The sequence below is a fragment of the Bacteroides nordii genome (genome assembly GCF_019930665.1).
Classification (GTDB): domain Bacteria; phylum Bacteroidota; class Bacteroidia; order Bacteroidales; family Bacteroidaceae; genus Bacteroides; species Bacteroides nordii.
The window spans coordinates 4533763-4548124 of sequence record NZ_CP082886.1; the positions used below are offsets into that span (position 1 = coordinate 4533763).

At 40.5% G+C, this 14362-nt stretch carries 9 protein-coding genes; 4 read left to right on the plus strand and 5 right to left on the minus strand.

Translation table 11 applies throughout. The features are described 5' to 3' along the window. Positions 1-48 precede the first annotated feature (48 nt). From K8P02_RS17735 to K8P02_RS17750, 4 genes are all read right to left on the minus strand, one after another. Positions 49-1791, minus strand: a complete 1743-nt coding sequence (locus K8P02_RS17735) for a carbohydrate-binding protein (protein ID WP_007482933.1) — start codon at positions 1789-1791, stop codon at positions 49-51. Positions 1792-1863: 72 nt separating this feature from the next. Continuing rightward, complete coding sequence (locus K8P02_RS17740; RefSeq protein WP_007482934.1) at positions 1864-3015, minus strand: SusE domain-containing protein; 1152 nt, start codon at positions 3013-3015, stop codon at positions 1864-1866. A gap of 21 nt (positions 3016-3036) precedes the next feature. Beyond that, complete coding sequence (locus K8P02_RS17745; protein ID WP_223381602.1) at positions 3037-4848, minus strand: RagB/SusD family nutrient uptake outer membrane protein; 1812 nt, start codon at positions 4846-4848, stop codon at positions 3037-3039. Positions 4849-4868: 20 nt separating this feature from the next. Beyond that, complete coding sequence (locus K8P02_RS17750) at positions 4869-7937, minus strand: SusC/RagA family TonB-linked outer membrane protein (protein ID WP_223381604.1); 3069 nt, start codon at positions 7935-7937, stop codon at positions 4869-4871. A 448-nt stretch (positions 7938-8385) separates the two neighbouring features. Here K8P02_RS17750 and K8P02_RS17755 point away from each other — a divergent pair, with 448 nt between their 5' ends. The 4 genes from K8P02_RS17755 to K8P02_RS17770 all read left to right on the plus strand — a co-directional run bounded on the left by K8P02_RS17755 (position 8386) and on the right by K8P02_RS17770 (position 13572). Continuing rightward, on the plus strand, positions 8386-9522 hold the full coding sequence (locus K8P02_RS17755) for a hypothetical protein (RefSeq protein ID WP_002558375.1): 1137 nt from the start codon (positions 8386-8388) through the stop codon (positions 9520-9522). A 64-nt stretch (positions 9523-9586) separates the two neighbouring features. Continuing rightward, positions 9587-11458: a DNA topoisomerase IV subunit B gene (locus K8P02_RS17760; RefSeq protein WP_002558376.1), complete on the plus strand. Its 1872-nt coding sequence runs from the start codon at positions 9587-9589 to the stop codon at positions 11456-11458. A gap of 8 nt (positions 11459-11466) precedes the next feature. After that, positions 11467-11922, plus strand: a complete 456-nt coding sequence (gene coaD / locus K8P02_RS17765; RefSeq protein WP_002558377.1) for a pantetheine-phosphate adenylyltransferase — start codon at positions 11467-11469, stop codon at positions 11920-11922. Positions 11923-11946: 24 nt separating this feature from the next. Continuing rightward, positions 11947-13572 carry a S41 family peptidase gene (locus K8P02_RS17770; protein WP_182416623.1) on the plus strand — a complete coding sequence of 542 codons (1626 nt, stop codon included), beginning with the start codon at positions 11947-11949 and terminating at the stop codon, positions 13570-13572. Between the two features lie 144 nt (positions 13573-13716). On the opposite strand, the gene K8P02_RS17775 is transcribed toward K8P02_RS17770, so the two are convergent. Beyond that, a complete protein-coding gene (locus K8P02_RS17775) occupies positions 13717-14343 on the minus strand; it encodes a phosphatase PAP2 family protein (protein WP_122201431.1) in 627 nt (208 codons plus the stop codon). Positions 14344-14362: the final 19 nt, after the last annotated feature.

Sequence of the window (14362 nt, forward strand, 5' to 3'; positions counted from 1 at the left end):
CTCAAAAGAATGCTGAGGAAAATTTAAACAGGCTCTAAGCTTTCCGCATTATTTTCTGATCAAGACTTTGTTTGTCTGACTTCCACTGTCATTAGTAGTTACAACAACATATAAACCAGCTTGTACAGGAACATTGCCAGAAGTGGCAACAGTGCCCTGAGCTACCATTGTACCGGTAGTTGTATAGACTTTATATACCGTAGTTTCCTGGGCAGAGATAGTAATAGCTCCATCCTGAGCAGACACTACTGTATTATTCTCGTTGGCAACAGGAGTTGTGATTCCAACACCAGGACCGGAATTCGGGAATCTTTCAGGTGTCTGCTCTGAGTTTAAGAACTGTAACTGCACAAACTGAATATCACCTCCACCGTTAATGGCAGTAATATCTAACTTGAAATCCCAATATTGTTTACCTTCAGCAATATCAACATAAAAACGATAACAAGTATAGCGGGCACTTGGAAGCGGAGCAAATGAATATTTATTAATTTGTTCCCAAGCCAACGGGTTACCATTGTCATCATATTGACGACCATACAAGGTAAATTCTGTCGGGATACGTTCAAAGTTTCCATAACCGGTAGTCATTGTAAATGACTTAATATCCAAAGGTTCTGAATATGATTCTGCTGTAGTAAATTCCAAAGACATTGTCTTGGTACCTGTCTGACAGAATTTTGTTGCCCAGTTATCATCAAACAGATTCTTAACTTCCTCATTTTTAATACCGTTTACTGAGCTTGTCCAAATCAATGCACCCTCTTCCGGAACAGCTTCGGTATAATCCTTCGGATATCCCGAGCTTTTTGCCGTATCAGTATCTTTACCGGTAGGTACACCAAAAAGTTGAAACTCCTTAATGTCAATAACCCCTTCTCCACTGGCTACTAATTTAAAGAGATTAGTTCCGGTAGCAGCTAAGGCATTCAAAGTTGCACGATAAACACTTCCATTCTCTGCAGCGACAAAACCAATGCCTGTAGACTCCCAGGTAGCTCCGTCGTCATAAGAAGCCTGTACACTCCAGCTTGTCACATCACCTGTATTTTCATCACCGGGAGTCACTAAAGCACCCGTAACAGCAATATTGGGAGAAGCGGTATCAACAATCTTTATAATCATCTCCAAATCATCAGCATTTACCTTTAATGAAGTATTTTCATTATTGTCAATTGCTTTATAAACTTCTTCTTTAGAAACACCATCAATTGTTACTGCAGCCTCATCGGTATAGTCCCACTCCAAACAGAACGTTTCATCTTTAGGTTCGGGAATAGATAACTCTGACTCAGTGGCTGTAAAATAATCCAAATTAGCAGCATAACCACCATAAGCTCCGACTTCGATACGGTTGGTACCTGCCTTCAGATAAACCTGGGTAACAATAGTTGCCGGATTCCCTTTTGTTCCGTTCCAACTTGTATCTTCAGATTTTTCAGAGAACTGGACAATACTCTTTTTCTGTTTGTTTACTTTAATATAGCATTTTCTATTCGTATCCGTACCAAAATAAACAATTGACAGGTCATAAGTACCATCAGCCGGTACATCAGTCAACTCAAAAGCAATAGCGTTATTACTTGCCATATTAGCCACAATAGAACCACCTGAAGCCGTTGTCTCTTCCGCCGGAGTATCAACTTTAACAGCCGTTCCCGAATGATAAAAATCAAATGCATCTTCTGCTTCTACTTTCACTTCGTAAGCAAATGTACTAAAAGCTGTAAACATCAGCATACTGCCTAATGTTAATCCTTTCCTCCAAAAATCAAGATAGTTTTTCTTCATAATAGCAAATTTTATAAGTCAATATATAAAGAGCCTCCTCCTTACAGGAAAGAGGCTCCGTTACTTCTTTATTTATTCAGTTACACTCAGTTTTACAGAGTGGAAATAAGACTCCGATTCGGGTTGAAGCATTACCCGGATATCAACCAACTGAGCCTCATAAGAGAGATTGAACTTAAAGGTATATTCTCCGATAGTAGCTGTCGGATCTACCATGTCCATCGTCCAGTAATCCAGCGCTGTAGTTTCTGTAGGGTTTTCTGCCGGCGGAGTTTTATTATAACTACCGAATGGCACAACTATTTCGTTTCCATCTTTATCCGTTTCTATCATCTGGAATTTGTACATCTGACTTTTCCCTCTACCGAATTTTACCCATTGCAATTCGTAGTTTGTCAATTCCCAGGTAGAGTTACCAACAAATGTAAGCGGTACCAAAGTATTGTCTACCCACCAAAGGTTGAAAGACTTAACCTCATTTATAGTACAGGTTGCTTTGGTAAAGTTCAGTACAACATGGTAAATCTTATTGTTACCTTCAATCGTTCCATTATCATCTTCTACCAGGTCAGTGCCATCAGCTCTGAAGCTACGTATATCTCCCTCTTTGGCATTTACAAAAGAATATGTACCATTGCCCAGTTTCATAAAACCTTCGTACTCACTATCTGTAGTCTGTTTCAGAGGAATTGCACCGGCAATATCGCTCTGCCCTGTAGCTTCACCATATACAAATATCGCTTTGGGAGTTTCGGCAAATCCTCCCTGACGGGTTACTTTTATTGTACGTACTGTAGAATTGACATGTTCCACCAATCCGGTGATGGCACGTACACGCCAATAGATCTCACCAGTTTGTAAAGGACGTATCCCTGTCCGCTCTGCAACTATATTCATTTGTTGTTGCGACAGCTGAACAACATTGGCATAACCCAGTTTATCCGGCGTTATAGTCATTGAAGGAGTATCAAAATTCTTATCCTTGCCGGCAAATTGTACTTCATAAAAGACCGTTGTACCATCCGAAGCTTTTGCGCGATCCCAAGACAAATCTACATATTCTCCCGGATCAGTATCCGTGTAAGAAATAGTAACTTCCAAATCAGGAGTTAATACCTGAAAATCGCCAATAGTAACAGGTGTTGTTTCATCCTCCGAACAACTCACAGCCAGACAGCTGCACAAGAACAATCCTAAATTTTTAAAACTAAATATATTTTTCATAACTGTACTCTTTGGAATTTATTAGTCAATAGCCTGCCATCCCGGATTTTGTACCAGACGCTTATTCTTATAAATCTCGCTCTGTGGAATAGGCCATAAATAGTATTTGAAATCATGAGGACGATCTTCTGTCTTTATCACCTGATAGAACAAAGGACGGGTGGCGGAAATATTCAGCCCATAAATACATTTGTCCGTTTCTTCCATTATCTTCCAGCGACGTACATCATAGAAGCGATGATTTTCAAAAGCCAATTCGATGCGACGTTCCCGACGAATCAACTCTCTGATGGCTTCTTTCTCTTTTGATTTCAGCATGATAAATTCAGGACCATCACCATACCCCGGAAGGCCCGCACGTTCACGAACTTTATTCACATACTTCAAAACCTCATCCACATCTCTCGCTTCACATTCATTGAGAGCTTCGGCATAATTCAGATAAATCTCTGCCAAACGGAAAAGAGCCTGTTGCCGATTGGACACATTCTGACTATTTTTCCAGTCTACCGAAGGATTACTGTATTTTCGAAGAATATATCCGGTTGTAGAATAGTTACGAGTTTTACCTGTATGTCCTGTATTTCCTCCAAAATAAAGTTCGCAGGTTGCTGCATTCTTTGTAGCTACCCATTTACTGTTGTCAAAACAGATAGATACATAAAAACGCGATTCACGATTCACATACATATTGGAAGTTCCTTTAGGAGCATAACCTATTGTTGTGGCACAAGTTCCTTCAGTAGTGTAGTCAGGATCCTTGTCTGCATAAGGTTCATCTGAGATAGGCAAGCCTTTAGACGTAAAATAGTCATCCACAATATTCTGGGTAGGGTCCCAGCCAGACCATCCGTTACAGAACCGGGGAGCATTTGCCTCAAAAGACCAGAAAGAACAGTTGTTACGTGCCCAGATTATCTCATTATTCCATCCTGTCAGGAAAAGCTGTTGATACGAGGCATATGGGTCAATACTACCGTCTTCTTTATTTTCCGTATACAGAGCAAAACGATCTGTATAACGGTCAATAAAGGCTTTCGACGCTTTAGCTGCATCTTGCCATTTTTTATCACTATACGTCTGATTTACCAACTGGTTGCCATCCTGATCTTTGAAATTAGCATAATCAGTGTTACCATTATACAGAGGGCTGGCAGCATAAAGCAACAGACGAGACTGAATAGCCCGTGCCGCAGTTATAGTAGCACGACCATAGTCTGTAGATTCTTCATACCAATCAGGCAAACCTTCATTACATGCTTTCTCCAGTTCATTATAAATATACTGTACACACTCATCCACACTACTACGCGGAATACTCATTTCATCAATAGAACCATCTACGTCTACCTCTACTTCAGGCATAATTACAAACGGGCCATACCAACGGAAAATGCAAAAGTAATAGTAAGCACGCAAGAAACGGGCTTCTGCCTTATATTGTGCTTTCAGTTTGTCGGTAATGTTAACATCCTGACACATATCTATATGAGAGATAAAAGTAGCAGCCGTACGAATGGCCTTATAATAACCACCCCATTTCTGTCTCCATCCTTTTGAAGGACTCATACCTCCCTCATTGATAGAGTTCTCCTCATATTCAGCCCAGGGAAAATCCATCTCATCACAAATAGCAGCACAACCGTCGGTTGGGTCCCACTCCCGTGGAAGAGTGGCATAGGCTGTATTTAGAAACTCTTCTGCTCCTTTACGTGTTTTGAATATTTCTTCCAGAGATATCACATTATCGGGCACAATATCCAGGTAATCGCCACAAGAAGTCATCAATGCCCCTGAACCTGCTAATAAACAAGCTATAATATATCTTTTCATCTTCATATCTTTTGTTTTATTTAAAATTGGAATGACAAACCTAAACTATAGGTACTGATATTAGGATATTTAGTACCGGTACCGTTACCAAGTTCCGGATCCCACATATCAAAGCCAGAGATAGTGAAAACATTGGTAGCGAGTACATAAAAACGTAAATTAGAAATATGCCACTTACTGGTTATTGTTTTAGGAATCGTATAGCCGAAGTCTAATGTTTTCAAACGAAGGAATGCACCATTTTTAATCCAGTGATCGCTTGTTGCATAGTTCTGATTTGTTCCGCTTATCGCCAAACGGGGATAAAGGGCATCTTGTCTTGGATTATTTTCCGTCCAACGGTCAGTGATGTTAGAGAAAAGATTACCTCTGGCGGTAGCATTCTCAAAAGGAACAAAGTCTGTACCATTCATAAAAATATCACAGCTACCTACACCCTGGAAGAACGCACCTAAAGAGAATCCTTTCCATTCGGCAGTAGTACCAAAACCATATACGATATTCGGAACGGTACCTTTGCCAATATAAGTTTTGTCATAATCATCAATAACATTATCGCCATTCAAATCACGATATTTCAAATCACCAGCCATTACAGGTTCTACCGTTTTCGCTACATCCGGATTATTGATATCATCGTCTGTATAGAAGCCATCACAGATATATCCTAAACGCTGACCAACAGAAGTTCCACGACTCTCCATCCATGGATAAGGTTTGGAAGGAGTATCGTCTTCAATGATCTTATTCTTGTTATAACTCAGATTTCCTTTTACTCCCCAGATAAAGTCACCGAATCTCTTATTAAAATCGGCATTCACCTCAAAACCTTTATTCTCTACAATACCCAGATTACCGGTAACAACTACATTAATTCCGGCTGTTGCAGGTATAGACTGACGCTGTATAAAGATATCTTCACGTCTTTCTTTAAACACATCAAAGTTTAAAGTAAGATCCCCCCGGAACAACTCCAAGTCCAATCCGAGGTTGGCTTTTGTAGAAACTTCCCATCCCACATTTACGGCATACTTGGAAACATCTTTTCCTCCCGTCACACCATACGTATTATTAGGAAGTCCAAACTGATATACATTACTGGAAGAACTCATTTCGGACAAAAAACCAAAACGATAAGTGGTATCACCTATTTTAATCTGGTCACTACCTACCTGACCATAAGAAGCACGTATTTTCAACAAACTGATAACATCTGAAACCGGTTCAAACCAAGGCTCATTGGAAGCAACCCAACCGGCACCAAATGAAGGAAAGAAACCATAACGTTTACCCGGAGTAAAGTTCTCAGAACCATTATAACCAAAGTTCACTTCTGCCATATAGCGATCTTTGAACGAATAAGTAGCACGCCCGGCCAAACCCTGTGAACGATAAGGCAGTGAGTAAGTCAAAGAATTCGAGTTCAAATCCGAACGATCACTTCTATTGAAAAGAAGCATACCGGTAACAGTGTGGGCATCAGCAAAGGTTCTATTATAATTCAGAGCCGCTTCCATATAATATTTACGCTGGTTTTTATCCGTACCCCGTTCCAGCTTTAAATACTCATCAACAGAGTTACCTTGCTGTACAATAATTAATTCCCCATTCTCATCACGAGAATCAGCCCAGTATGTATTATAACTACGCGTTCTGTTCAGGTATGTTTTGTTCTCAATATCATAAGCAAACATACCCTTGAAAGATAATCCTTTTGTGATGAAATCCAATTTTTGTTCCAGACTCAAATCAGCCATTACCTTACTGTGAGTCGTACTTCTATATCCTTTCTTAGTCAATTCAGCAAGTGGATTCATCAAACCACCACCGGTAGAAAGAAACGGAACTCTATCACCCGGATAAATTACAGGCATCTGAATAGCCGGAATCCGGAATACAGCAGAAAAGATATCGTCAGACTTCACATAAGGTGAGTTCTTATCCGCCATATTTCCTTTAATGTTAAGTTTGAGGTTTGTAGTAGGGGTCACCTTCATATTCAAACTGGAGTTAAAGTTATAACGGGAGTATTTTATCTCCGACTTATAATCCTGCATATTGTCTACCTTAAACAAACCTGCTTCGTCATAATAAGACAGAGATACATAGTACTGAACATTTTCAGAACCGCCATTTACATTGACAGAAACACGTTGGTTATGCCCCCAATCATTAAAAATCTGATCATACCAATCTACATTCGGATATAAATAAGGATCCAGACCAGAAGCAGTCATTCCGATCTTTTCTGCAGAAAACAGAGGATCTTTACCACGGGTTGTAGCAGCTTCATTGGCGCATTGCATATAAGTAATACCATCGGCCAATTCCGGTAACTTAGTAAAACGGGTGAAACCATAAGTATATTCCGCACGAATACGAGGTTTACCGATTTCACCATTTTTCGTTGTAATAATGATAACACCGTTTGCACCACGTACACCATATACAGCCGTAGCAGAAGCATCTTTCAAAATAGAGAAGGATTCGATATCTTCCGGATTCAAGTCATCCATGGAACGCTCTACACCGTCTACCAGAATCAAAGGAGACGTACCTCCTAAAGTAGCAATACCACGTACCCAAATATTCGCAGCATCATTTCCCGGTTCACCGGTCTGTTGTAATCCTACAATACCTGAAACACGGCCAGCCAAAACAGTAGAAAGATTGGCTACGGGCTGTTTCAATTCGGACACAACTTTAATACCCGACTGTGCCCCAATCGTAGAGATCTTTTTCTGCGTACCATAACCTACCACAACAACTTCATTCAACTCCTGGGCATTTTCTTTCAGAGTAATAACCATAGGCTGCTGTGCAGTGACAGTGACCTCTTGCGGAACATATCCCAAATAAGTTACATTTAATACGGAACCGATATTGGCATCCAGTGTGAAATTACCATTAAAGTCAGTAATAGTACCAATGGTAGTCCCTTTAATAAGAACATTTGCACCAATAATCGCCTCTTGATTATTGTCGACAATCTGACCTGTCACCTTGATTTTCTGTTGTGCATTCAATATTCCCATGTTCAATAGAAACAACATAAGAAGCAGATGCTTCAATTTTAATTTGATATCCATAAATTTAAAGTTATATTGTAAGGTGTTAATATTATTCACACGAGTTATTTATATAAAATAAGAACTCAAAAAAATAATAATATGATAGCATCCGGAAGCTAACTGGAATTGTCTTTCATAGCACATTTTTTAGTTTTAACCGTCACAAATATAAAGCAAGTTGCAGACACCCAAGCTCCATCCTATGCCAAAAATGTCCTCTGATAACAGACGCATTATTGGAGACACTTTTTGCACTATTGGAGACAAGTCACAAACCAGGACACCATGTCTACAAATCAACACAATACCGCTAAATACAACATCAGTTCGATAGAACCATCACCTTACGTACCTCCCCGGGTGGAAAGCACTCAAAAAAGTAATACTGACAGAGAAAGAGTTTGCAGCTCACACGTTGTAATTTAAAGATTATCACGTATCTTTGCAACTCAAATAAATACAAATTATGGCTATTACAATTAAAAGAGTATCCGGAAAGAAAGAGCTAAAAAAGTTTATTCGTTTCAATTATGAAATGTACAAGGGCAATCCTTATTCTGTTCCCGATCTTTTCGACGATATGCTCAACACATTCAATAAAAAGAAAAACGCGGCATTTGAATTTTGTGAAGCTGAATATTTTCTGGCCTACAAAGATAATAAACTGGTAGGACGTGTTGCCGCTATCATCAACCACAAAGCCAACGAGAAATGGAATAAGAAAGACGTGCGCTTTGGTTGGATTGACTTTATTGACGATCCTGAGGTTTCTTCTGCTCTACTGAAAACGGTAGAAGAGTGGGGAAAAGCCAAAGGCATGACGCATATCCAGGGACCTTTAGGATTTACTGACTTCGATGCAGAAGGGATGCTCATAGAAGGATATGACCAGCTCAGTACGATGGCAACTATTTACAACTATCCCTACTATCCGCAACACATGGAAAAACTGGGATATGAGAAAGATGCCGATTGGGTGGAATATAAAATCTACATTCCGGATGCCATACCGGACAAACACAAACGTATCTCTGAACTTATCCAAAGAAAATATAATCTCAAAATAAAAAAATACAGTTCATCCAAAAAAATCGCTGCCGAGTACGGACAAGCCATTTTTGAATTAATGAACGAAGCTTATAGTCCGTTGTACGGTTACTCACCTTTATCACAACGTCAGATAGACCAATATGTGAAGATGTATCTCCCGATTGTTGACTTGCGTATGGTAACGCTTATCACAGATGCCGATGATCAGTTAATTGCGGTAGGTATTTCAATGCCCTCACTTTCAGAGGCTTTGCAAAAATCTCATGGCCGTTTGTTACCCTTTGGCTGGTACTATTTATTAAAGGCCTTGTTTATGAAACGCCGGGCAAAAATGCTTGATTTGTTGCTTGTAGCCGTGAAACCGGAGTATCAAAATAAAGGTGTTAACGCATTGTTATTTTCCGATTTAATTCCGGTTTATCAAAAATTAGGTTTTATCTTTGCAGAAAGCAACCCTGAGTTGGAGATGAACGGGAAAGTACAAGCTCAGTGGGAATACTTCAAAACGGAACAACATAAACGTCGTCGCGCGTTTACAAAAAAGATAGAATAATGTGTCAATGTACTACTATGTCAATGGTACATTGATATAATAGCATATTAAAAAATTATTATTTATGGAAGAGAACGAGCTGATACCTGTAGACAACAATCCAGTAGAATACACAGACGACAACATCCGTCATCTGAGCGACATGGAGCATGTCCGCACGCGTCCCGGTATGTACATCGGGAAGTTGGGCGACGGCGCACATGCCGAGGACGGAATCTATGTCCTTTTGAAAGAAGTGTTAGACAACAGTATCGACGAGTTCAAGATGCAAGCCGGCAAAAAGATAGAAATTATTGTCGAAGAGAATCTCCGTGTTAGCGTACGCGACTATGGACGAGGTATTCCACAAGGAAAGCTGATTGAAGCAGTCAGTATGCTGAATACCGGTGGAAAATATGACAGTAAGGCTTTCAAAAAGAGTGTCGGACTGAACGGTGTCGGTGTAAAAGCAGTCAATGCACTAAGCTCACGTTTTGAAGTACGCAGTTATCGAGAAGGAAAAGTGCGTATTGCCACTTTCTCCAAAGGTGATCTGCTGACAGACGAAACACAGGATACGGAAGAGGAAAATGGAACTTATATTTTCTTCGAACCGGATGCTACCCTATTCTTAGGCTATAGTTTCCGCCCCGAATTCATCGAAACGATGTTGCGCAACTATACCTACCTCAACACCGGACTTGCAATTATCTATAACGGACAGCGCATCGTGTCACGAAATGGTCTTGTAGATCTTCTGAACGATAATATGACTGCCAACGGACTTTACCCGATTATACACCTCAAAGGAGAAGACATTGAAATAGCCTTTACACATACAGGCCAGTACGGTGAAGAGTATTATTCATTCGTCAACGGCCAGCATACCACACAAGGTGGTACGCACCAAAGTGCTTTTAAGGAACATATAGCACGAACCATTAAAGAATTTTACAATAAAAATCAGGACTATACGGATATACGCAATGGGCTGGTAGCTGCTATCGCGGTCAACGTTGAAGAACCGATGTTCGAGAGTCAGACTAAAATCAAACTGGGTTCTACCAATATGTCACCTGGTGGCGTAACAGTAAATAAGTTTGTTGGTGACTTCGTTAAACAAGAAGTAGACAACTTTCTGCATAAACACGGAGATGTGGCAGAAATCATGCTTCAAAAAATACAGGACTCTGAAAAAGAGCGTAAAGCCATAGCCGGTGTAACCAAACTGGCTCGCGAACGTGCTAAAAAAGCAAACTTACACAATCGTAAATTACGTGACTGCCGCATCCACCTAAATGATCCGAAAGGCAAAGGCCTGGAAGAAGACTCTTGTATCTTCATTACCGAGGGAGATTCGGCAAGTGGCTCTATCACTAAAAGCCGTGACGTGAATACACAAGCCGTATTTAGTCTTCGTGGTAAACCTCTTAATTCATTCGGGTTAACCAAGAAAGTGGTATACGAAAACGAAGAGTTCAACCTATTGCAAGCTGCCCTCAACATTGAGGATGGCATAGAGGGATTACGCTACAACAAAGTAATTGTAGCTACAGATGCCGATGTGGACGGTATGCACATCCGCTTGTTGCTTATCACTTTTTTCCTTCAGTTCTTCCCGGATCTGATAAAGAAAGGACATGTTTACATCTTGCAAACACCTCTGTTCCGTGTACGCAACAAGAAAAAAACGTTGTATTGCTACAGTGATGAGGAACGCCAAAGAGCCATCAAAGAGTTGAATCCTAATCCGGAAATCACCCGATTCAAAGGTTTAGGAGAAATCTCTCCGGATGAATTCAAACACTTCATTGGCAAAGACATGCGCCTGGAGCAGGTTTCACTGCGTAAGACCGACTTGGTAAAAGAACTGCTTGAGTTCTACATGGGTAAAAATACAATGGAACGACAAAACTTTATTATAGACAATCTGGTTATAGAAGAAGATATAGCATAAAACAACACATGAGAAGAGCTATTTTTCCGGGCACGTTCGACCCGTTTACTATCGGACATTATTCGATAGTTACACGTGCATTGACTTTTATGGACGAAGTAACTATAGGAATAGGTATCAATGAAAATAAAAACACTTATTTCCCGATTGAGAAACGTGTAGAGATGATTCAGAAGCTTTACAAGAACGAGCCGCGAATTAAAGTGATGTCTTATGATTGCCTGACCATTGACTTTGCGCAGCAAGTAGACGCTCAGTTTATAGTCCGTGGCATACGTACGGTAAAAGACTTTGAATACGAAGAGACCATCGCGGACATCAACCGAAAGTTAGCAGGCATAGAAACTATTTTGCTTTTCACCGAACCGGAACTTACCTGTATCAGTTCTACAATTGTACGCGAACTTCTTAGCTATAATAAAGACATCAGCATGTTCATTCCTGAAGGAATGGAAATTGATTAATGATGAGTGATTAAGTAAATTAAGATGATGAAGAAACTATATATCCTTTTAGCCTGCCTGTGGGCTATTACAGCACAGGCACAAAACTTTGGTACGCCTGCCATGCGCAAGCTTCAAATGGCCGAATTTGCTATCGCCAACCTTTATGTAGACAAAGTAGACGAAGATAAGCTCGTAGAAGAAGCCATCGTTAAGATGCTCGCACAACTCGATCCTCACTCCACCTACTCGGATGCCGAAGAGGTGAAGAAAATGAACGAGCCTCTACAAGGTAATTTTGAAGGTATCGGGGTCCAATTCCAGATGATTGAAGACACATTGCTGGTTGTACAACCCGTCAGCAATGGTCCTTCTGAGAAAGTAGGCATTCTTGCCGGTGACCGTATTGTAGCTGTGAACGACACAGCGATTGCAGGTGTAAAAATGAGTACGGAAGATATCATGGCCCGCCTCCGTGGGCCAAAAGATTCAGAAGTAAACCTGACCATCATCCGCCGGGGTGTGAAAGACCCATTACTTTTCACCGTAAAGCGGGATAAAATCCCTATTCTCAGTCTGGATGCTGCTTATATGATTGAACCCAAAACAGGTTACATCCGTATCAACCGTTTTGGAGCTACCACAGCCGAGGAGTTCCTTACGGCAATGAAGGAACTGCAAAAGAAAGGAATGAAAGACCTTATCCTCGACCTGCAAGGCAACGGAGGCGGTTATCTGAATGCAGCCATTGACTTGGCAAATGAATTCCTGGGAGAGAAGGAACTGATTGTATATACAGAGGGACGTACTGCACAGCGTAGTGAATTCTTTGCTAAGGGTACAGGAAATTTCCGCAAAGGACGCTTGGTGGTATTAGTAGATGAATATTCTGCATCGGCCAGTGAAATCGTGACCGGAGCTATTCAGGACTGGGACAGAGGAGTAGTTGTAGGCCGTCGTTCTTTCGGTAAAGGACTGGTGCAACGCCCCATCGACCTACCGGACGGTTCTATGATCCGTCTGACTATCGCCCGATATTATACACCCGCCGGTCGTTGCATTCAAAAACCCTATGAAAGTACAGTAGATACTAAACTCTCAGGCAGAAATAACAGCGATGAAAGTAACCAAAAACGGTACAATCAGGATTTAATAGACCGCTTCAACCGCGGCGAATTAATGAATGCAGACAGCATCCACTTCCCCGATTCACTAAAATGCCAGACCAAGAAACTGGGACGTACCGTTTACGGTGGTGGTGGTATCATGCCCGATTACTTTGTTCCGATTGACACCACTCTTTATACAGATTACCATCGTAATCTTGTAGCCAAAGGAGTTATCATTAAATTAACCATGAAGTATATCGAGAAGTATCGCAAAGAGCTCACAAACCAATACAAGAAATTTGAAACCTTCAATGAAAAGTTTGAGGTAGATGATGAATTGTTGAAAATGATGCGTGACATGGCAGAACAGGAGAAGATTGAGTTCAATGAAGAACAATATAACAAAGCTCTGCCGTTGATCAAAACACAATTAAAAGCATTGATAGCCCGTGATTTATGGGATATGAATGAATATTTCCAAGTGATGAATAAAACAAACAAAAGTGTAGAACGGGCACTGGAAATATTGAAATCGAAGGAATACGAGCAAATGCTGAAATAAATAAGAACGTGAAGAGACGTTTGCAAGAATGTACACTTTTATAAAACAAGAGTGTACATTCTTATTATATAAAGGTGTACACTCTTGCATATCAAAAACGCACACTCTTATAAACACTGATTATCAATAAATTAGCAGTTTTTTTTAATATACCAATCCGGGAGTTTTCTTCTTCTCACCAAACAACCAGGTGTTCAGCCAACGATTTACATATACATTGACCACCGCACAACCAGTACCGATCACCGCACCTGCTATTACATCCGAAGGATAATGCACACCCTCATTCATTCGTGAAAATCCCACCGAACAAGCCCAAAGGGCCGATGGAGCAATCACATACCATTTAGGATACTTGATACTCAACGATGTAGCCAATGAAAAAGCTGCCGACGTATGACTGGACGGAAAAGAAGGACTACTCTCCGTACTGTACGGATGTACCCGTCCCGGGTAACGGTCATAAGGCCGTTCACGCCCCACCAAATGTTTTATACCATAGGTTAATACTACTGCTTCAGCAACACTTGTCCCAATATATACAGCATCTTTCAATAGTTCTTTATCCTTTCCTATACCTGCATAAATAGCCATAGCCACAGGTACACCTACCGAAATATAAGGTGCCGAACGAGAAAATACCTTGCTATAATTTCGCACAAACTTCCCATCCATACTGTTTATTTTATGCAACGTGTTTATATCCCAATTTTGTGCCTGAGCGCCTATTATACAGAACATCGAAACACAGATAATCACAAATTTTCTCATCGTATTCTTACTTATTAGA

Bases quoted from the DNA above. Each gene is read 5' to 3' on its own strand.
- K8P02_RS17735 (WP_007482933.1), bottom strand. From the start codon at position 1,791: ATGAAGAAAAACTATCTTGATTTTTGGAGGAAAGGATTAACATTAGGC.
- K8P02_RS17740 (WP_007482934.1), bottom strand. From the start codon at position 3,015: ATGAAAAATATATTTAGTTTTAAAAATTTAGGATTGTTCTTGTGCAGC.
- K8P02_RS17745 (WP_223381602.1), bottom strand. From the start codon at position 4,848: ATGAAAAGATATATTATAGCTTGTTTATTAGCAGGTTCAGGGGCATTG.
- K8P02_RS17750 (WP_223381604.1), bottom strand. From the start codon at position 7,937: ATGGATATCAAATTAAAATTGAAGCATCTGCTTCTTATGTTGTTTCTA.
- K8P02_RS17755 (WP_002558375.1), top strand. From the start codon at position 8,386: ATGGCTATTACAATTAAAAGAGTATCCGGAAAGAAAGAGCTAAAAAAG.
- K8P02_RS17760 (WP_002558376.1), top strand. From the start codon at position 9,587: ATGGAAGAGAACGAGCTGATACCTGTAGACAACAATCCAGTAGAATAC.
- coaD (WP_002558377.1), top strand. From the start codon at position 11,467: ATGAGAAGAGCTATTTTTCCGGGCACGTTCGACCCGTTTACTATCGGA.
- K8P02_RS17770 (WP_182416623.1), top strand. From the start codon at position 11,947: ATGATGAAGAAACTATATATCCTTTTAGCCTGCCTGTGGGCTATTACA.
- K8P02_RS17775 (WP_122201431.1), bottom strand. From the start codon at position 14,343: ATGAGAAAATTTGTGATTATCTGTGTTTCGATGTTCTGTATAATAGGC.